The following is an 18,121-nucleotide window of genomic DNA, read 5'->3' as shown; positions in this document are numbered from 1 at the left end:
TAAGGTCACTGACATGGCACGAATTGCGGTGATCGGCGCCGGGACCGGCGCGATGGCGGCGGCTGCCCGGCTCTCCGTGGCAGGCCACCGGGTGACGGTGTACGAGCGCGCGGAGACCTACGGCGGCTCGCTCGGGCGGTTCGCCCGTGACGGCTTCGTCTTCGACACCGGCCCCGGGCTGCTGCATCTGCCCGCGGTCTACCGCGACCTGTTCGTGAAGACGGGCAAGGAGAGCCTGGAGCAGTGCGTCACGCTGACCCAGGTCGACCCGGCGAGCCGCCATCTCTTCGCGGACGGCACCGCGGTCTCGCTGCCCAACGCCTCGCGGGCCGGTGTGACCGGTGCGCTGGACCGGGCGCTCGGCGAGGGGGCCGGGGCCCGGTGGGGCGACTTCCTGGACCGGGCGGGCGAGGCCTGGAACCGGTCGCGCAGGCCGCTGCTGGAGGAGCCGCTGCCGGAGGACCGGAGGGCACTGGCCCGCGATCCCTACCCGGCGGTCCGGCACCGCAGGCTGCTGCGTCCCGCCCGGCAGGCGGGGACGGTGGCGGAGGTGGGCGCCTGGGAGCTCACGGACCCCCGGCTGGCGTCCCTGCTCGACGGATACGCCCTGTCGTACGGCCTGGACCCGCGCCGGGCCCCGGCGGCCGCCGCGCTCCTGCCGTACATGGAGGAGACCTTCGGCAGCTGGTACGTCGCCGGGGGTGTGCGCGCCCTGGCCGACGCGGTGTACGCGCGCTGCCTGGCCCGCAAGGTGGAGTTCGTCTTCGGCGCCGAGGTGGTCCGGGTGGCCGAGAAGGACGGCCGGGCGGCGGGGATCGAGCTGGCGGACGGCGCGAGCGTGGAGGCCGACCACGTGGTGCTCGGCGCGCAGCCGGCACCCGGGCTGCTGCCGGTCCGTGACGGAGGGCGCCCCGCGGGCGCGCCGTCGGTACCGGGCCGCTTCCAGGTCCTGCTGTCGCTGCGCGGCGCCCGGGAGGCCGGCGCCGTCCACCGCACGGTGGTGCACACCGCGGACCCGGGTGCCGAGCAGGACGCGGTGTTCGGCGGCCGGACGGCGGAGCTGCCCACAGTGACCGTCCTGCGTCCGGACGACCCCGCGACCCGCCCGGACGACGCGCACGAGGCGGTGACCCTCACCGTGACCGTGGCACCGCACGGGCCGGTCGACTGGACGGACGCGGCCCTGCGCGAGCGGTTCGCGGACACGGTGATCGCCCGGGCCGCCGAAGCCGTTCCCGGCCTCCGGGAGCGGACGCTCCACGCGGAGGTGCGTACACCGGCCGAGACCGAGGCCGAGACGGGCGCGGAGGGCGGTTCGGTGCCGGCCCCGGCCCTGGCCGGGGCGGAGGGCTCCTACCTGCACGCGGCGAACCTCTCGCCGCTGCCGGGGCTGTACCGGGCGGGCGGCTGGTCGCATCCCGGCGGGGGCCTGGCCCACGCCGGGATGTCGGGTGCCCTGGTCGCGGGCCTCGTCGTGGAGGGCGACGGCTTCCGCGGCTCGCAGTGAGCCCTCGGCCGGAGACCGGGGGCGCGCGGTCGGCCGACGGCCGGGGTGCCCGGGCCGACCGCCGCCTCAGTAGCGGTACTGCTCGTTCTGGCCGGTGTCGTAGCCGTTGCCGTACGGGGCGGGCCTGACGGGAGCCTCCGGCGGCAGCGGGGGGTGCTGGTCGCTCTCGCGCTGCTGCGGGACCCACACCCCGCCCGGCGGGGTGTCCGTGTACTGCCCGGCGTACGGGTCCTCGGGCTGCTGATGACCGGTGGCGTAGGACGAGGGATCGTAGCCGTTGCCGTAGGTGTCGTACGGGGTGTACTGCCCGGTGCCCGCGGTGGTGGCGGTGTACGGGTCGGTGTAGGCGGAGTGGTCCGTCCCGTCGGTGCCGTGGCCGTACTGGCCCGCCGCGTAGCCGCCCTGGTCCTGGTCCTGGTAGCCGCTCTGGCCCTGATAGGCGCCCTGGTCCTGGTAGTTCCCCTGACCGCCGTAGGGGTCCTGGGACGTCTGTCGGCCGTAGCCGTTGTACGGGTCGTAGGCGTCGTACCGCTGCTGTTCGCCGTGCTGGTCCTGGTGGCCGTCACCGCCTGCCCGGGCGGGGTCGGTGTAGACGCCGTACTGCCCGGTGTCGTCCGGCATCGGCTCGGTCGGGTAGACCGCCGCCGGGGCAGGGTCCGCCTCCTGAGGCGCCCCCTCGTACTCCAGGCCGGAGACCTCGAGCACGGGCTCCCGGCTCTCCGCGCCGCCCGCCCTGCGGCGGCGCCGGCTCTCACCGGGGCTGCCGCCGATGGCCCAGCCGGTCGAGAAGCCGCGCCGGAAGGAGAGCGTCACGTACGTCTGGCCCGTGGCGAAGGCGATCGCGCCGATGATGATCACCAGTACCGAGGGGATCAGGACGCCGAGGACCACACCGAGGAAGCCGCCGAAGGCGAGCAGTCGCCAGCGCAGCCGCGCCTTGTACTGCAGGAGCACCTCGCCCAGCAGCCACAGCGCCACTATGCCGAATGCGATGTAGAGGACCGTCCAGCCCACGCCCGCCCCCTCCTACGGCCACCGCCCCGGTCGGTGGCGGGTACGGCCGGTCACGACTGCTTGTGCAGTCCGAGATTCTCGTAGATCTCGAGTGTCGCCGTCGAGTTGTTGAGCGTGATGAAGTGCAGCCCCGGAACACCCTCCGAGAGCAGTTTCGCGCAGAACTCCGTGGCGAACTCGATGCCAATGGAGCGTACAGCGGCCGGGTCGTCCTTTGCGGCGAGGATGCGTTCTTTCAGCGCGGAAGGCAACGACGCGTTGCTGAGCTGCGCGAATCTCTCCAGCTGTTTGACGCTGGTGAGCGGCATCACCTCGGGAATGACCGGGGTTTCGCAACCCGCAGCGACGACGCGGTCACGCATCTGCAGATAGCTCTCCGGCTGGAAGAACATCTGTGTGATCGCATAGTCGGCACCGGCGCGGCACTTGTCCACGAAATGACCGATGTCGGAGTCCCAGTCGGTGGACCGGGGATGCATTTCCGGAAAAGCCGCGACGCCGACGCAGAAATCACCGGCCTCCTTGATGAGCCGGACGAGATCGGCCGCGTACCGGACGCCCTGCGGGTGCTCGACCCACTCCCCCATCGGGTCACCGGGCGGGTCTCCGCGCACCGCGAGGATGTTGCGGATCCCGGCGTCGGCGTACTGCCCGACCATGTTGCGCAGCTCCGCGACCGAGTGGTCGACCGCGGTGAGGTGGGCGACCGGCGTGAGCGTGGAGTCCGCGGCGATCTGCTGGGTGGCCCGCACCGTGCCGGCACGGGTCGAACCGCCGGCCCCGTAGGTCACGGAGACGAAGCTCGGCGCCACGGCCTCGACCCGGCGCAGGGCGTTCCAGAGGTTCCGCTCGCCCTTCTCGGTCTTGGGCGCCCAGAACTCGAACGAGAACGACGTCTCGCCGGTCGCGAGCAGCTCACGCACGGTGCGCGCGTGATCTGTCCTGGTGGAAGGTGTGCCAAGAGCCATACTGGGAGGTTAACCAGGGGCTGGCGGTACCCCAACCAGGCAGCCGGATTTAACCGGAATGTGGCGGATTTTGTCCACCCCTCGGACACCTCCGCGGAGCGCTCCTGGTTCAGACGGCGCGTTCCCGGACGCGCCGCGCGAGCGAAGCGGCGGCCTCGGCCGGATCCGCCGCCTCGGTGATCGCCCGGACGACGACGACGCGGCGGGCACCGGCGTCCAGCACCTCGTCCAGATTGCCCGCGTCGATCCCGCCGATGGCGAACCAGGGCCGGGTCGTGCCGAGCGACGCGGCATGGCGCACGAGGCCGAGCCCGGGCGCGTGCCTGCCGGGCTTGGTGGGCGTGGGCCAGCAGGGGCCCGTGCAGAAGTAGTCCACGCCCGCCTCCGCGACGGCGGCGTCGACCTCGGCCTCGGCGTGGGTGGAGCGGCCGATGATCACGTCGGCGCCCAGGACGGCACGTGCGGCGGGCACCGGGAGGTCTCCCTGCCCGAGGTGCAGCACGTCGGAACCGATGGCGTGGGCCACGTCGGCGCGGTCGTTCACCGCGAGGAGCGCGCCGTGGCGCTTGCAGGCGTCGGCGAGGACCGCGAGGTGTTCGAGCTCCTCGGCGGCCTCCATGCCCTTGTCCCTCAGCTGCACGATGTCCACCCCGTTGGCCAGCACCGCGTCGAGGAACTCGGGGAGGTCCCCCTGCCGTTTGCGGGCGTCGGTGCACAGGTAGAGCCGGGCGCCGGAGAGCTGGTCGCGAGGCGTGGACATGATGAATTCCCCCGTCGGTGTGTGGATGGATCACTGGTGCGGTGGCGGAGCGTCCGTACGTCGGCGGACCGCCGTCCCGGCAGGTCCGGTGACGGCGGAGTGCGGGCCGCGCACGCAGCGGCCCGCACTCCCTCCGCTCACGGTCCTCCGGTCAGACGGCGAGCGCCTGGGCCCGGCGCTTCACCTCCGTGCCGCGATTCTCGCTCAGGGCCTGCGCCGGGGTTCCGGGCAGGCTCGGGTCGGGGGTGAAGAGCCAGTCCAGCATCTCTTCGTCGTTGTAGCCGTCGTCCCTCAGGAGCGTCAGGGTCCCTACGAGGCCCTTGACCACCTTGTTGCCGTCGATGAAGGCGGCAGGCACCTGGAGCGCGCGGTTCTCACCACGGCGCACGGCGATGAGCTGGCCTTCCTTCACCAGCTGCCGTACACGCGTCACCTCGACATCGAGCATTTCCGCGATGTCGGGAAGGTGGAGCCATGCGGGGACGAGAGCATCGATCTTTGCGTCAATCTCGGTCACGAGGACAAGCGTGCCATCCCGGACCGACAGTCGGTAGCCGGGCCGGGCGTACGGGGCCGCGCCCGCCCCTAGAGAGCAGCCGATTTCAGCGGTACGGAGGAGTCCGCGGCCCGCGCCGGATCGATCCGTGCCCCGGCTTCGACGAGCCTGCGCCCCTGCGCCAGGTCACGCGGCCTGCTGACGGCCAGCACGGCGACCAGGACCCCCTGCCGCAGCCAGCAGACCGTCCAGGCCGGGTCCGCGGGGTCCCCGCGCCACAGCAGCGTGTCGGCACCGGTGTGATGACCGGCGTACTGCACGAAGCGCCCGAACTGCTCGGACCAGAAGTAGGGCACCGGGTCGTACGCGGTCTCCGCGCCGCCCGCGAGGGCGGCGGCGACCGTCCGGGGCCCTTGGAGGGCGTTGTCCCAGTGGTGGACGAGGAGCCGCTCGCCGTAGCGGGCGGAGGGGAACGACGCGCAGTCCCCCACCGCGCGGACGTCGGGCAGCGAGGTGCGCAGCGAGCGGTCGGTGGTGACGGAGCCGTCCGGACCGAGGGCGATGCCCGAGCCCGCGAGCCATCCGGTCGCGGGGCGGGCGCCGATGCCGACGACGACCGCCCCGGCGGGAATCACCCGGCCGTCCGCGAGGTGGACGGCGCCCTCCTCGACGCGTGCGACCCGGGCGCCGGTGAGGAGTTCGGCGCCGCTCTCGGCGTACCAGTCGGCCATCGGGGCGGCGACCTCGGCCGGCATCGTGCCCGCGAGCGGGCGGTCGGCGGCCTCGACGACGGTGACCGCGCAGCCGGCCGCGCGGGCCGCGGTGGCGAACTCGGCGCCGATCCAGCCCGCTCCGACGACGACCACGTCGTGCTGCCGCTCCAGTACGGGCCGCAGCCGCGCGGCGTCGTCGAGGGTGCGCAGCAGATGGACTCCGGGGACGCCCTCGGAGCCCGGCAGTCCGACCGGCTCCGCACCGGTGGCGAGGACCAGGGTGTCGTAGGCGACGGGCCCCTCGGCGGTGTCCAGTTCGTGCGCCCCGGTCCGCAGGCCGGTCACGTCGAGCCCCAGGCGCAGCGTGATGTCCAGGGCCTCGAAGTCGACGTCGAAGGCGGAGTCCTCGGCCTTGCCGAGCAGGACCGCCTTGGACAGGGGCGGCCGGTCGTACGGCTGGTGCGGCTCGGCCCCGATCAGGGTGACCGGGCCGGTGAAGCCCTGTTCGCGCAGGGCGACGGCCGTCTGCACACCGGCCATGCCGGCGCCCACGATCACGACGTCCCGCGGCCGTTCCCGCGCTGCGGGGTCCTTCGTCTGCTCGCTCACCCGTCCACCCTAGTCACGTGACCCGGCGTCAGCCGGTGAGCTCCTCCACCACGCTCGTCCCGCTGCCCCGCAGCGACTCCCATTCCCATGTCTCGTCCAGCCTGACGCGGCCGTCGGGCAGCTCCGTGACGGCCGAGACGCAGTGCCCGGAGGAGGTCGTCCCGTCCTGCTTCAACTGGACGTAGCGGAAGTCCAGGGTGTCCGCGTCCCGCGTCCCGACGAGGTGGCCGTGGACGATGTCGCCGCCCTCGTACTCGGCCCATATCCGGCCGTCCCGCTCGTGGTACGTGAACCGGGTCCGGGTGCCGACCTGGCCGGGCGCCTGGTCGGCGACGGGCGAGAGGACGAGTCCGTCGAGCGAACGGGCCATGGGTGCTGCTCCCTTACTTGCCGCGGGGTGCGGGGTCTAGGCTGGCCACCGTAAGGCAACCGCGGGAGCCCGGACGCACCGGGCTGAGAGGGAGGCTGACCGGCCTCCGACCGTACGAACCTGATCCGGGTCATGCCGGCGAAGGGAGGGGCTGGACGCCCATGCGCATCTCCGGAGACAGTTCCGACGTCCTGGTCGTCGGAGGCGGCATCATCGGCCTGGTCACCGCCTGGCGGTCGGCCCAGAGGGGTCTGCGCACCACGCTGGCGGATCCCGCGCCGGGCGGCGGGGCCGCCCAGGTGGCCGCCGGGATGCTCGCCGCCGTCACCGAGCTCCACTACGGCGAGCAGACCCTGCTGGGCCTCAACGTCGCCTCGGCGGAACGCTATCCGGCGTTCGTGGCCGAGCTGGAGGAGGCGAGCGGGCTGACGACCGGCTTCCGCTCCTGCGGCACCCTGTCCGTGGCCCTGGACTCCGACGACCGGGCGCATCTGCGCGAGCTGCACGCGCTGCAGCAGCGTTCGGGGCTGCGGTCCGAGTGGCTGAGCGGCCGGGAGTGCCGCCGCCTGGAACCGATGCTCGCGCCCGGTGTGCGCGGCGGGCTGCGGGTCGACGGCGACCACCAGGTGGACCCCCGGCGGCTGGCCTCGGCGCTGGTCACCGCGTGCGAGCGGGCCGGGGTGCTCTTCCGCCGCGCCTGGGTCCGGCGGCTCACCGTCACGGGCGGCCGCGCCACGGGCGTCGTCCTGGCCGACGGCACGGAGCCGGCCGCCGGCCAGGTGGTGCTCGCCGGCGGCAGCCTGAGCGGGCGCCTCGCGGGGCTTCCCGAGGCCGTCGTGCCGCCGGTGCGCCCGGTCAAGGGGCAGGTGCTGCGGCTGACCGTGCCCTCCGCGTACGCCCCCTTCCTCAGCCGCACCGTGCGGGCGGTGGTGCGCGGCAGCCACGTCTACCTGGTGCCGCGGGCCGACGGTGAGCTGGTGGTCGGTGCGACCACCGAGGAACTCGGCTGGGACACCACGGTCACCGCGGGCGGGGTGTACGAGCTGCTGCGTGACGCCCATGACCTGATACCGGGCATCACCGAGCTGCCGCTGACCGAGACACGGGCCGGGCTGCGGCCCGCGTCGCCCGACAACGCGCCGCTGCTGGGCCCCACGGCGCTGCCCGGTCTGCATCTCGCCACCGGGCACCACCGCAACGGGGTGCTGCTGACGCCCGTCACCGGTGACGTGATGGCCCACGTGCTGACCACGGGCGAGCTGCCCGAGGTGGGCCGCCCCTTCGCACCGAGCCGCTTCGCCTCCGCCTCCCCGGAGGCCGGACAGAGTTCCCCTCCCGAAGACACCGCCCCCGCGCCGCAGGAGCAGCCCGTATGACACAGCCCGTGCCCACCGCCGTTCCCGTCCACGTCTCCGTCAACGGGGAGCGCCGCGCCCTCCCCTCCGGCACCGCCCTGGACACCCTCGTCGCGCAGCTGACCACGGCTCCCTCGGGTGTCGCCGCCGCGCTCAACGAGACCGTCGTGCCCCGTTCCCGGTGGTCCGCGACCGCGCTCGCCGACGGCGACCGCGTCGAGGTCCTCACCGCCGTCCAGGGAGGCTGAGCGTGTCCGACGACCTCCTCACCCTCGGTCCCGCCACGTTCTCGTCCCGGCTGATCATGGGGACGGGCGGAGCACCCAGCCTCGACGTGCTGGAACGCTCCCTGATCGCCTCCGGCACCGAGCTGACCACGGTCGCGATGCGACGGCTCGACCCGACCGTCCAGGGTTCGGTGCTCTCGGTCCTGGAACGTCTCTCCATCCAGGTGCTGCCCAACACCGCGGGCTGTTTCACGGCGGGCGAGGCCGTGCTGACGGCCCGGCTGGCCAGGGAGGCGCTGGGCACCGACTGGGTCAAGCTGGAGGTCGTGGCCGACGAACGGACCCTGCTGCCCGATCCGGTCGAGCTGCTGGACGCCGCGGAGATCCTGGTCGACGACGGCTTCACGGTACTGCCGTACACCAACGACGACCCGGTACTGGCCCGCAAGCTCGAGGACGTGGGGTGCGCGGCGGTCATGCCGCTGGGCTCCCCCATCGGGTCCGGGCTCGGTATCCGCAATCCGCACAACTTCCAGCTCATCGTCGAGCGGGCCGGGGTCCCGGTGATCCTGGACGCCGGCGCCGGGACCGCGTCGGACGCCGCGCTGGCGATGGAGCTGGGCTGTGCCGCTGTGATGCTCGCCTCGGCGGTGACCCGGGCGCAGGAGCCGGAGCTGATGGCGGCGGCCATGCGTCACGCGGTGGACGGCGGGCGGCTGGCGTACCGGGCGGGACGCATCCCGCGCCGCCATTTCGCCGAGGCGTCCTCGCCGGCGGAGGGCCGCGCGGCGCTGGATCCGGAGCGTCCCGCCTTCTGAGGACCGGGGCTCCGGGGCGGCCCGCAGGTCACAGCACGTGCATGCCCCTGTCACGGCTCCGCACCGGAACGGCCCCGGGGAGGCCCTGGGCCGTCCGGTGTGTCCGTGGCAGCTCGTAGAATCGCTGCGTGGACACGACCCTCCAGGACCCCCTTGTCGGGCAGCTGCTCGACGGCCGCTACCGCGTCGACGCGCGGATCGCCGTCGGCGGTATGGCCACGGTGTACCGGGCCGTGGACACCCGGCTCGACAGGGTGCTCGCCCTCAAGGTGATGCACCCGGCGCTGGCCACCGACGCCGCGTTCGTCGAGCGCTTCATCCGCGAGGCCAAGTCGGTCGCCCGGCTCGCCCATCCGAACGTGGTGGGCGTCTTCGACCAGGGTGCGCAGGGGGCGTACGTCTACCTGGCGATGGAGTACGTCGCCGGGTGCACCCTGCGTGACGTCCTGCGCGAGCGCGGGGCGCTGCAGCCGCGGGCCGCGCTGGACATCCTCGAACCGGTGCTGGCCGCCCTCGGCGCCGCCCACCTCGCGGGCTTCGTCCACCGCGACATGAAGCCGGAGAACGTCCTGATAGGGGACGACGGGCGGGTCAAGGTCGCCGACTTCGGCCTCGTACGCGCCGTGGGCACGGCCACGGACACCACCGGATCGCTCCTGGGCACGGTCTCCTACCTCGCCCCCGAACAGATCGAACAGGGCACGGCCGACACCCGCTCCGACGTGTACGCCTGCGGTGTCGTGCTCTACGAGATGCTGACCGGCGGCAAGCCCCACGGCGGGGACACCGCCGCCCAGGTCATCTACCAGCACCTGAACGAGGACGTCCCCGCTCCGTCGGGCTCCGTCCCGGGTCTGGCCGCCGGGCTGGACGAGCTGGTGGCCGCCGCCACCGCACGGAACCCCGACCTCCGCCCGTCCGACGCGGTGGCCCTGCTCGCGGCGTCCCGGGTGATACGCGAGGCCCTCACCGAGGAGCAGCTCGACGCGATGCCCCCGCAGGCCCTCGCGGAGACGCACGACGCCGCCGAGGACCGTACGAGCGTGATCCCCCGGGTGATCCCTGCGGGCCAGGGCACCGCGCACCACACCAGCAGGCTGGAGATGCCCCGGCCCGCGCTCCCCGAGCCCGGGCTCGGCCGGCGCGTGCCGTTGGCCTTCCGCGGCAGGCGGGGGGTGCTCACCGCGGTCGTGACCGTCCTGCTGGTGCTCGCGGCCGGGGCGGGCGTCTGGTACATCAACTCGGGTCAGTTCACCCGGGTCCCCGCCCTCCTGGGCAAGACCCAGAGCGCCGCCGAGGAACGCCTGGCGGACGAGGGTCTCGACCTGAAGGGCGTCGAACGCGCCTACAGCGACACGGTACGGCGCGGCACGGTGATCAGCAGCGATCCGGGCTCCGGGGAGCGGATCCGGGGCAACGACGCGGTGAAGCTGGTGATCTCGCGCGGCCCGGAGACCGTGAAGGTGCCGGACGTGGAGGGGCTCGCCCTCGCCGACGCCCGGCGCGAGCTGAAGAAGTGGGGTCTCGCGCCGGGGATGGCGACCCGGGAGTTCAGCGAGGAGATCGACCGGGGCAAGGTCATCCGCACGGATCCCCGTGCGGGCACCGAGCGGCACACGGACTCGGCGGTCGCCCTCGTCGTCAGCAAGGGCAGCCCCGTCGACGTACCGGATGTGACCGGCCTGTCGGTCGACGACGCCACGGCCGCGCTGGACGAGGCGGGTCTGAAGGCCGAGGTGCTGCCCGAGCGGGTCAACTCCGCCGAGGCGCAGGGTGAGATCGCCCGGCAGACACCCGGCAGTGGCGCGGAGGCCGCCGAGGGCGACACCGTGGAGCTGACGGTCTCCAAGGGCCCGCGCATGCTCCAGGTCCCCGATGTCACGGGCAAGGACGTCGACGAGGCCCGCAGCACACTGGAGGACGCGGGATTCGAGGTCAAGGTCGACCGCCCGTTCCTCTCCTTCAGCGACACGGTCGGCAGCCAGTCGGTCGAGGGCGGCGAGAAGGCCGCCGAAGGATCCACGATCACCATCAGGACCAAGGCCCTGTAGACCCACCGAGGACTGGCGGCACATGCGCAACCCGATAGGCGGCCACGTTCCCGTGGCCGGCGGACTCGCCAAGGTCGGTCTCGGCCACGCCCGGGCCCTGGAGGCGGAGACCGTACAGGTCTTCGTCGCCAACCCGCGCGGCTGGGCGACGCCGCCCGGGAACCCCGCCCAGGACGAGCTGTTCCGCTCCGAGTGTGCGGCGGACTCGGTTCCGGCGTACGTCCACGCCCCGTATCTGATCAACTTCGGTTCGCACACCGAGGCCACCGTCGAGCGGTCGGTCGTCTCCCTGCGCCACTCGCTGCGCCGGGCGAGGGAGATCGGGGCCCTGGGTGTGGTGGTCCACACGGGCTCGGCCACCGGCGGGCGTGCGCGCGAGGAGGCCCTCGCCCAGGTGCGGACGCACATGCTCCCGCTGCTGGACGAGCTGACCCATGACGACGATCCGTTCCTGCTGCTGGAGTCGACCGCGGGGCAGGGCTCCTCGCTGTGCTCACGGACCTGGGACTTCGGCCCGTACTTCGAGGCCCTGGACTCCCATCCCAAGCTGGGGATCTGTCTGGACACCTGCCACATCTACGCGGCGGGCCACGACCTGACCGGTCCCGCGGGCATGCGGCAGACGCTGGACCTGCTGGTGGACACCGTGGGTGAGGGCCGGCTGAAGCTGATCCACGCCAACGACTCCAAGGACGTGGTGGGCGCGCACAAGGACCGGCACGAGAACATCGGCGCGGGTCATATCGGCGCCGAGCCGTTCCGTGAGCTGTTCCGGCACCCCGCGACCGAGGGCGTGCCGCTGATCATCGAGACGCCCGGCGGCAAGGACGGTCATGCCGCGGACGTGGCACGGCTGAAGGAGCTCCGGGGCACGGCGGCCGTCTGAGGTCCGGCCGCGGCGCCGCTCAGAGTTCGGGGCCGTCCCCGATCTCCTCCTGGTACGAGTAGCGCTGCTCGCTCCACGGGTCACCGATGTTGTGGTAGCCGCGCTCCTCCCAGAACCCGCGGCGGTCGGCCGTCATGTATTCGATGCCCCGGACCCATTTGGGCCCCTTCCAGGCGTACAGATGCGGCACGACGAGACGCAGCGGGAATCCGTGTTCGGCGGTGAGCAGTTCGCCGTCCTTGTGGGTGGCGAACAGCGTCCGGTCCGAGGCGAAGTCGGCGATCCGGAGATTCGAGCTGAATCCGTATTCGGCCCAGACCATCACATGGGTCACTCCGGGGCCGGGCGGTGCGAGTTCCAGCACCTCGCGGGCGAGGATTCCGCCCCATTCGGCTCCGAGCATGCTGAATTTGGTCACGCAGTGGAGGTCGGCGAGGACGGACGAGAAAGGCAGTGCCGTGAATTCCTGATGATTCCAGCAGTGCTTGTCGCCGTCGGCCGTCGCCCCGAAGACCCGGAACTCCCAGCGGTCCGGTTTGAACTTGGGTACCGGACCGTAATGGGTGACCGGCCAGCCACGCTGCAGCCGCTGCCCCGGTGGAAGCCCGGACTGTTCCGCTGTGCCGCGTTCCCGGCTTTCCGGCTGACCCATGCCTCCATGGTGACAGACAGGCAGGGGTGGTCATGACCAGGGGAGAGTCGATTCGGGCAACTCATACTAAGCGTGCACTTACTGGACGGCCGGGGGGGCCGATGCGAGGATGCGCCGGAAACGTGCCCAGTTCACCGGTTGGAAGGAGCCTCTGCGATGCAGGGCGACCCCGAGGTCCTCGAGTTCCTCAACGAACAGCTGACCGCCGAATTGACTGCCATCAATCAGTACTTCCTGCACGCGAAGATGCAGGAGAACTTCGGCTGGACGAAGCTCGCCAAGTACACCCGGTCGGAATCGTTCGACGAGATGAAGCACGCGGAGATCCTCACCGACCGGATCCTGTTCCTGGACGGCCTGCCCAACTATCAGCGGCTCTTCCACGTCCGGGTCGGTCAGACCGTCACCGAGATGTTCCAGGCCGACCGTCAGGTCGAGGTGGAGGCGATCGACCGCCTCAGGCGGGGCATCGACGTGATGCGCGGCAAGGGTGACGTCACCTCCGCGAACATCTTCGAGTCCATTCTCGAGGACGAGGAACACCACATCGACTATCTCGACACCCAGCTGGAGCTGATCGAGAAGCTCGGTGAGCCGCTTTACATCGCGCAGCTGATCGAGCAGCCGGAAAGCTGATCCCCCGGGGCGGCGCGGCGGGCCCGAGGTCCCGGCAGGGCGCCTCAGGCGGCGTCGGGGAGCCTGACGTCCGGCGTGGCGCCGAGGGCGGCGGGCGCGCCGGCCGGGGTGCCCGCCGGTGCCGCGCGCCTCTCGGTGAGATCGCGGCGCGGCTGGTCGCCACGGCCGAGCAGCGCCTGGATCCTGCGGACGCAGCCGCCGCAGTCGGTGCCGGCCTTGCAGGCGGAGGCGATCTGCCGGGGCGTGCACGCGCCGCCGTCCGCATGCTTCTTGACCTGGTCCTCCGTGATGCCGAAGCAGGAACATACGAACATGCGGTTCACCTCCCGACGGGTCGATCGCTGCGCCGTCCCGATTTCCCGGTGAGGCTAACCTAACCTTACCCGCGTGGCTCCGGCCGCAAAAGCCCCGGTACGCCTGTGGGGCACGGATCACATCGATCCGTGCCCCACAGGCGTCGTACGGGGTGGTCCTACTGGTCGCGGTACATCTCGGCGACCAGGAAGGCCAGGTCCAGGGACTGGCTCCGGTTGAGCCGCGGGTCGCAGGCCGTCTCGTAGCGCTGGTGCAGGTCGTCCACGAAGATCTCGTGGCCGCCGCCGACGCACTCGGTGACGTCGTCACCGGTGAGCTCGACGTGGATGCCGCCGGGGTGCGTCCCGAGCTGCTTGTGCACCTCGAAGAAGCCCTTGACCTCGTCCAGGACGTCGTCGAAGCGGCGCGTCTTGTGGCCGGAGGCGGCCTCGAAGGTGTTGCCGTGCATCGGGTCGGTCACCCACACCACCTCGGCTCCGGAGGCGGTGACCTTCTCGACCAGCTCGGGGAGCCTGTCGCGGACCTTGTCCGCGCCCATGCGGACGATGAAGGTCAGCCGGCCCGGCTCACGCTCGGGGTCGAGGCGGTCGATGTAGCCGAGCGCCTCGTCGACGGTCGTCGTGGGGCCGAGCTTGATCCCGATGGGGTTGCGGATCTTCGAGGCGAACTCGATGTGCGCGCCGTCCATCTGGCGGGTGCGCTCACCGACCCAGACCATGTGGCCCGACGTGTCGTACAGCTGGCCGGTCCGCGAGTCGGTGCGGGTCAGCGACGACTCGTAGTCGAGCAGCAGGGCCTCGTGCGAGGCGTAGAACTCGACGGCCTTGAACTCGGCCGGGTCCGTGCCGCAGGCCTTCATGAAGTTCAGCGCGTTGTCGATCTCGCGCGCCAGGGCCTCGTAACGCTGCCCGGACGGCGAGGACTTCACGAAGTCCTGGTTCCAGGCGTGCACCTGGCGCAGGTCCGCGTACCCACCGGTGGTGAAGGCGCGCACCAGGTTCAGCGTGGAAGCGGACGCGTGGTACATCTGCTTCAGCCGCTGGGGGTCCGGGATCCGGGCGGCCTCGGTGAACTCGAAGCCGTTGACGGAGTCGCCGCGGTAGGTCGGCAGCGTCACGCCGTCGCGGGTCTCGGTCGGCTTGGAGCGCGGCTTGGAGTACTGCCCCGCGATCCGGCCGATCTTGACGACCGGCACGGAGGCCGCGTACGTCAGAACGGCGCTCATCTGGAGCAGGGTCTTCAGCTTGGCCCGGATGTGCTCGGCGGACACGCCGTCGAAGGCCTCGGCGCAGTCACCGCCCTGCAGCAGGAACGCCTCGCCCTTGGCGACGGCTCCCAGGCGGGCGCGCAGCTGGTCGCACTCGCCCGCGAAGACGAGCGGAGGATACGACTCGAGGTCCGCGAGTACGTCGCGCAGAGCCTCGGCATCGGGGTACTCGGGCTGCTGCGCCGCGGGAAGGTCTCGCCAGGTGTGGCCACCGGCGACGGAGGTATTGGCGTTCACGGTCACATCCACAACATTACGGGGTGCGCGAGCCCGTCCCGTCCGGCCGCTCAACACATGAGACGCGCGCCCGTCCGTCCACCACTTCCGATAGGGTGCGGGGCATGTTCGCGCAGACGACCCAGAACTGGTGGTGGACCGCTCATCCGGCGGCCCGCTGACTCATCGCGCGTACAGACTTCGCGAAGGCCGCCCGGGGGGCGGCCTTCTCTGCGTTTCGGCGCCGGGAGCCGTTCCTCCCTCAGGAAGAGGAACGCACATGCCCGAGACCGTGCCCGACCGTGCCGAGGACGCCGCGTCGGTCCTGTCCGACCTGCTCCGTGACGACGCCCCGCCCTTCGCGCTGCTGCGCAGGCGCACGCCCGGCCGGGACCACGACACCGTCGAGGTGCTGACCGGGGCGGTGGTGGAGGCCGCACGGCTCGCCGACATCCCGGTGGGAGAAGGGCCCTCGCTGGCCCTGGTGCCCTTCCGGCAGATCGCCGAGCGCGGTTTCGACGTGCGGGACGACGGGACCCCGCTGGCCGTGCTGGTCGCCGACCGGGTGCGCGAGCTGCCGCTGGCCGAGGTGCTCGCGCACCTGCCCGCCCATGACGTGCGGGTCGAGGGCGGCGCCTTCGACGTCCCGGACGAGGCGTACGAGGACATCGTCCGCCGGGTCGTCGAGGACGAGATCGGGCAGGGCGAGGGCGCCAACTTCGTGATCCGGCGGACCTTCGGCGGCGAGATCCCGGGCTTCGGCCGTGCGGACGCGCTGGCGCTGTTCCGGCGGCTGCTGGCCGGTGAGCGCGGGGCGTACTGGACGTTCGTCGTCCACACGGGGGACGCCTCCGCGTCCGGGCGGCCGGGACCGGGCGGGCGGACGCTGGTCGGCGCCAGTCCCGAGGTCCATGTGCGGATGTCCGGCGGGACCGTGGTGATGAACCCGATCAGCGGGACCTACCGCTACCCGGCCGAGGGGCCGAGCGCCGAGGGCCTGCTGGCCTTCCTCGGCGACCGCAAGGAGACCGAGGAGCTCTCCATGGTGGTCGACGAGGAGCTCAAGATGATGTGCACCGTCGGCGACATGGGCGGGGTCGTGATCGGGCCGCGGCTGAAGGAGATGGCCCATCTCGCGCACACGGAGTACGAGCTGCGCGGGAGGTCCTCGCTGGACGTGCGCGAGGTCCTCAGGGAGACCATGTTCGCGGCGACGGTCACCGGCTCCCCCGTCCAGAACGCCTGCCGGGTGATCGAGCGGTACGAGCCCGGAGGACGCGGCTACTACGCGGGCGCCCTGGCGCTGGTGGGCCAGGAGCCCGGAGGTGCCCAGACGCTGGACTCGCCGATCCTGATCCGGACCGCCGACATCTCGGCGGAGGGCCGGCTGCGGGTGCCGGTGGGGGCGACGCTGGTGCGCCACTCCGATCCGGCGGGCGAGGTCGCCGAGACCCACGCGAAGGCGGCCGGGGTGCTCGCGGCGCTGGGCGTCCGGCCGGGCCGTCCGGAGTCGGAGGCGGACCGTCCGCGGCTGGCCTCCGACCCGCGGGTCCAGGCGGCCCTGGACGACCGGCGCGGCGGGCTGGCCCCCTTCTGGCTGCGCATGCAGGAGCGCACGCGGGACCTGCGCGGCCACGCGCTGGTGGTCGACGGCGAGGACACCTTCACGGCGATGCTGGCGCACCTGCTGCGCTCCTCGGGCCTGACGGTGTCGGTCCGCCGGTACGACGAAGCCGGGCTGCGCGAGACCGTGCGGGCCCACGAGGGGCCCGTGGTGCTGGGCCCGGGCCCCGGGAATCCGGGGGACACGGCCGATCCGAAGATGCGGCTGCTGCGGGAGCTGACCGCCGGGCTGGTGCGGGAACACCGGCACGGCCTGCTCGGCGTCTGCCTCGGCCACGAGCTGATCGCGGCGGAGCTGGGCCTGGAGATCGCGCGGAAGGCCGTGCCGTACCAGGGGGCGCAGACCCGGATCGAGCTGTTCGGCAGGCCCGAGACCGTGGGCTTCTACAACAGCTTCACCGCGCTCTGCGACGACGCGGCGGCCGCGGAGCTGGATGCGCACGGCATCGAGGCGAGCAGGGACACGGTGTCCGGCGAGCTGCACGCGCTGCGGGGCCGGGGCTTCGCGTCGGTGCAGTTCCACCCGGAGTCGGTGCTGACGCTGCGCGGGGCCACGATCGTGGCCGGGCTGCTGACGGCACTGCCGGTAGCCGGCTGAGGAAGCCGCCGGGGCCGGTGGGCTCCCGCCGGGTCAGCGCGGCGGGAGCGCCGGCACCAGGACGTTGTCGCTGCGGCGGCCCGCCAGGTAGTCGGTGACGTTCCGCACGGTGGCGTCGATGATCTGCCCGACGGCGTCCCGCGTGTAGTACGCCTGGTGGGAGGTCACGATGACGTTGGGGAAGGTGACGAGCCGGGCGAGGGTGTCGTCGTCGATGCCCTCCACGGACTTGTCGACGTAGAAGAGCCCCGCCTCCGCCTCGTAGACGTCCAGTCCGACCCCGGTGAAGCGGCCGGCCCGGAGTTCTCCGACGAGGGCGCGGGTGTCGACGAGGCCGCCCCGGCTGGAGTTGACCAGGATGGCGTCGTCCTTCATCGCGGAGAGGGCCCGCTCGTCGATGAGGTGCTGTGTGGCCGGGAGCAGCGGCACGTGGAGGCTGATCAGATCGGCCTCGGCCAGGAGCTGCTCCTTGTCCACGTAGGTCATGCCGAGCGCGGTGCAGGCGGGGTTCTCGGCGACGTCCCAGCCGAGCAGGTTCATGCCGAAGCCGTGGGCGATCCGGGCGAACGCCTCGCCGATCTTCCCGGTGCCGAGCACTCCGGCCGTGCGGCCGTGCATGTCGCGGCCGAGGAGTCCGTCCAGCCGGAAGTCGAAGTCACGGGTGCGGCTCACCGCGCGGACGATACGGCGGTTGACGGCCATGGCCAGGGTCCAGGCGAATTCGGCGACGGAGTAGGGCGAGTAGTACGAGACCCGGGCGACGCGCAGGGCGAGCCGCTCGGCGACGTCGAGGTCGATGTTGTTGAAGCCGGTCGAGCGCTGGGCGATCATCTGCGTGCCGCCCGCAGCGAGGGTCTGCAGGACCCGGCTCCCGAGGTCGGCGTTGACGCTGGTGGAGACGATCTCGTAGCCCGCGGCGATCGGGGCGGTGTCCTCGGTGAGGAAGACGTCCAGGCAGCGGACGTCGTGCAGGCCCGCGAAGGCCTTCTCGATCAGTGGCTTCTCGTCGGACTGCACGCCGAATGCCAGGATTTCCACGA

Annotated in this window: 19 protein-coding genes and 1 riboswitch; of the genes, 9 read left to right on the top strand and 10 right to left on the bottom strand. The window is 72.2% G+C overall.

Features of this window, described 5'->3' with window-relative positions; translation table 11 throughout:
* Positions 1–13: 13 nt before the first annotated feature.
* Positions 14–1,507, top strand: coding sequence for a phytoene desaturase family protein (locus tag IA22_RS0104355; RefSeq protein WP_030122779.1), 1,494 nt, complete (start codon positions 14–16; stop codon positions 1,505–1,507).
* Positions 1,508–1,573: 66 nt separating this feature from the next.
* On the opposite strand, the gene IA22_RS0104350 is transcribed toward IA22_RS0104355, so the two are convergent.
* The 6 genes from IA22_RS0104350 to IA22_RS0104325 all read right to left on the bottom strand — a co-directional run bounded on the left by IA22_RS0104350 (position 1,574) and on the right by IA22_RS0104325 (position 6,437).
* Positions 1,574–2,521: a hypothetical protein gene (locus tag IA22_RS0104350; RefSeq protein ID WP_015576838.1), complete on the bottom strand. Its 948-nt coding sequence runs from the start codon at positions 2,519–2,521 to the stop codon at positions 1,574–1,576.
* 50 nt (positions 2,522–2,571) lie between these two features.
* Positions 2,572–3,489 carry a methylenetetrahydrofolate reductase [NAD(P)H] gene (gene metF / locus IA22_RS0104345; RefSeq protein ID WP_014156726.1) on the bottom strand — a complete coding sequence of 306 codons (918 nt, stop codon included), beginning with the start codon at positions 3,487–3,489 and terminating at the stop codon, positions 2,572–2,574.
* Between the two features lie 109 nt (positions 3,490–3,598).
* Positions 3,599–4,249, bottom strand: a complete 651-nt coding sequence (gene thiE, locus IA22_RS0104340) for a thiamine phosphate synthase (RefSeq protein WP_014156725.1) — start codon at positions 4,247–4,249, stop codon at positions 3,599–3,601.
* Positions 4,250–4,400: 151 nt separating this feature from the next.
* On the bottom strand, positions 4,401–4,766 hold the full coding sequence (locus tag IA22_RS0104335) for an Rv2175c family DNA-binding protein (RefSeq protein WP_014156724.1): 366 nt from the start codon (positions 4,764–4,766) through the stop codon (positions 4,401–4,403).
* A gap of 68 nt (positions 4,767–4,834) precedes the next feature.
* A complete protein-coding gene (locus IA22_RS0104330) occupies positions 4,835–6,067 on the bottom strand; it encodes an NAD(P)/FAD-dependent oxidoreductase (protein WP_030122777.1) in 1,233 nt (410 codons plus the stop codon).
* 28 nt (positions 6,068–6,095) lie between these two features.
* Positions 6,096–6,437, bottom strand: a complete 342-nt coding sequence (locus IA22_RS0104325) for an avidin-fold protein (RefSeq protein ID WP_014156722.1) — start codon at positions 6,435–6,437, stop codon at positions 6,096–6,098.
* 51 nt (positions 6,438–6,488) lie between these two features.
* Positions 6,489–6,601, top strand: a riboswitch (TPP riboswitch).
* Between IA22_RS0104325 and thiO the strand changes: the two genes are divergently transcribed.
* The 5 genes from thiO to IA22_RS0104300 all read left to right on the top strand — a co-directional run bounded on the left by thiO (position 6,599) and on the right by IA22_RS0104300 (position 11,774).
* Positions 6,599–7,813 (top strand): glycine oxidase ThiO, encoded by a 1,215-nt coding sequence (thiO, locus tag IA22_RS0104320; protein ID WP_030122776.1) that lies wholly within the window; start codon positions 6,599–6,601, stop codon positions 7,811–7,813. (Overlaps the previous riboswitch by 3 nt.)
* Positions 7,810–8,040 carry a sulfur carrier protein ThiS gene (gene thiS, locus IA22_RS0104315; protein WP_014156720.1) on the top strand — a complete coding sequence of 77 codons (231 nt, stop codon included), beginning with the start codon at positions 7,810–7,812 and terminating at the stop codon, positions 8,038–8,040. The genes thiO and thiS overlap by 4 nt, the downstream gene beginning before the upstream one ends.
* A 2-nt stretch (positions 8,041–8,042) precedes the next feature.
* A complete protein-coding gene (locus IA22_RS0104310) occupies positions 8,043–8,837 on the top strand; it encodes a thiazole synthase (RefSeq protein WP_014156719.1) in 795 nt (264 codons plus the stop codon).
* A gap of 128 nt (positions 8,838–8,965) precedes the next feature.
* Positions 8,966–10,888 carry a Stk1 family PASTA domain-containing Ser/Thr kinase gene (pknB, locus tag IA22_RS0104305; protein ID WP_030122775.1) on the top strand — a complete coding sequence of 641 codons (1,923 nt, stop codon included), beginning with the start codon at positions 8,966–8,968 and terminating at the stop codon, positions 10,886–10,888.
* Between the two features lie 22 nt (positions 10,889–10,910).
* Entirely contained in the window at positions 10,911–11,774 is an 864-nt protein-coding gene (locus tag IA22_RS0104300; RefSeq protein ID WP_030122774.1) for a deoxyribonuclease IV, read from the top strand.
* Positions 11,775–11,793: 19 nt separating this feature from the next.
* On the opposite strand, the gene IA22_RS0104295 is transcribed toward IA22_RS0104300, so the two are convergent.
* On the bottom strand, positions 11,794–12,426 hold the full coding sequence (locus tag IA22_RS0104295) for a sulfite oxidase-like oxidoreductase (RefSeq protein WP_014156716.1): 633 nt from the start codon (positions 12,424–12,426) through the stop codon (positions 11,794–11,796).
* 156 nt (positions 12,427–12,582) lie between these two features.
* Here IA22_RS0104295 and bfr point away from each other — a divergent pair, with 156 nt between their 5' ends.
* Positions 12,583–13,062: a bacterioferritin gene (gene bfr, locus IA22_RS0104290; protein WP_015576843.1), complete on the top strand. Its 480-nt coding sequence runs from the start codon at positions 12,583–12,585 to the stop codon at positions 13,060–13,062.
* Between the two features lie 44 nt (positions 13,063–13,106).
* Here bfr and IA22_RS0104285 read toward each other — a convergent pair whose 3' ends face one another.
* Together IA22_RS0104285 and IA22_RS0104280 are read right to left on the bottom strand one after the other, a co-directional pair.
* Entirely contained in the window at positions 13,107–13,376 is a 270-nt protein-coding gene (locus tag IA22_RS0104285) for a (2Fe-2S)-binding protein (RefSeq protein ID WP_015576844.1), read from the bottom strand.
* Between the two features lie 158 nt (positions 13,377–13,534).
* A complete protein-coding gene (locus IA22_RS0104280; protein ID WP_030122773.1) occupies positions 13,535–14,881 on the bottom strand; it encodes a class II 3-deoxy-7-phosphoheptulonate synthase in 1,347 nt (448 codons plus the stop codon).
* 104 nt (positions 14,882–14,985) lie between these two features.
* On the opposite strand from IA22_RS0104280, the gene IA22_RS38190 reads away from it, so the two are divergent.
* Positions 14,986–15,042, top strand: a complete 57-nt coding sequence (locus tag IA22_RS38190; protein WP_124277238.1) for a trp operon leader peptide — start codon at positions 14,986–14,988, stop codon at positions 15,040–15,042.
* Between the two features lie 98 nt (positions 15,043–15,140).
* The gene (locus IA22_RS0104275) at positions 15,141–17,081 is read left to right on the top strand and encodes an anthranilate synthase family protein (protein ID WP_030122772.1); all 1,941 of its coding nucleotides are present in this window, start codon (positions 15,141–15,143) and stop codon (positions 17,079–17,081) included.
* Positions 17,082–17,114: 33 nt separating this feature from the next.
* Here IA22_RS0104275 and IA22_RS0104270 read toward each other — a convergent pair whose 3' ends face one another.
* Positions 17,115–18,119 carry a 2-hydroxyacid dehydrogenase gene (locus IA22_RS0104270; protein WP_014156711.1) on the bottom strand — a complete coding sequence of 335 codons (1,005 nt, stop codon included), beginning with the start codon at positions 18,117–18,119 and terminating at the stop codon, positions 17,115–17,117.
* Positions 18,120–18,121 lie beyond the last annotated feature (2 nt).

The organism is Kitasatospora papulosa (assembly GCF_000717245.1).
Classification (GTDB): Bacteria; Actinomycetota; Actinomycetes; order Streptomycetales; family Streptomycetaceae; genus Streptomyces; species Streptomyces papulosus.
The sequence above is the reverse complement of the archived record's forward strand: the minus strand, read 5'-3'. Positions and strand labels throughout refer to the sequence as shown.

Bases quoted from the DNA above. Each gene is read 5' to 3' on its own strand.
- thiS (WP_014156720.1), top strand. From the start codon at position 7,810: ATGACACAGCCCGTGCCCACCGCCGTTCCCGTCCACGTCTCCGTCAAC.
- IA22_RS0104275 (WP_030122772.1), top strand. From the start codon at position 15,141: ATGCCCGAGACCGTGCCCGACCGTGCCGAGGACGCCGCGTCGGTCCTG.
- bfr (WP_015576843.1), top strand. From the start codon at position 12,583: ATGCAGGGCGACCCCGAGGTCCTCGAGTTCCTCAACGAACAGCTGACC.
- thiE (WP_014156725.1), bottom strand. From the start codon at position 4,249: ATGTCCACGCCTCGCGACCAGCTCTCCGGCGCCCGGCTCTACCTGTGC.
- thiO (WP_030122776.1), top strand. From the start codon at position 6,599: ATGCGCATCTCCGGAGACAGTTCCGACGTCCTGGTCGTCGGAGGCGGC.
- IA22_RS0104300 (WP_030122774.1), top strand. From the start codon at position 10,911: ATGCGCAACCCGATAGGCGGCCACGTTCCCGTGGCCGGCGGACTCGCC.
- metF (WP_014156726.1), bottom strand. From the start codon at position 3,489: ATGGCTCTTGGCACACCTTCCACCAGGACAGATCACGCGCGCACCGTG.
- IA22_RS0104325 (WP_014156722.1), bottom strand. From the start codon at position 6,437: ATGGCCCGTTCGCTCGACGGACTCGTCCTCTCGCCCGTCGCCGACCAG.
- IA22_RS0104285 (WP_015576844.1), bottom strand. From the start codon at position 13,376: ATGTTCGTATGTTCCTGCTTCGGCATCACGGAGGACCAGGTCAAGAAG.
- IA22_RS0104355 (WP_030122779.1), top strand. From the start codon at position 14: ATGGCACGAATTGCGGTGATCGGCGCCGGGACCGGCGCGATGGCGGCG.
- IA22_RS0104295 (WP_014156716.1), bottom strand. From the start codon at position 12,426: ATGGGTCAGCCGGAAAGCCGGGAACGCGGCACAGCGGAACAGTCCGGG.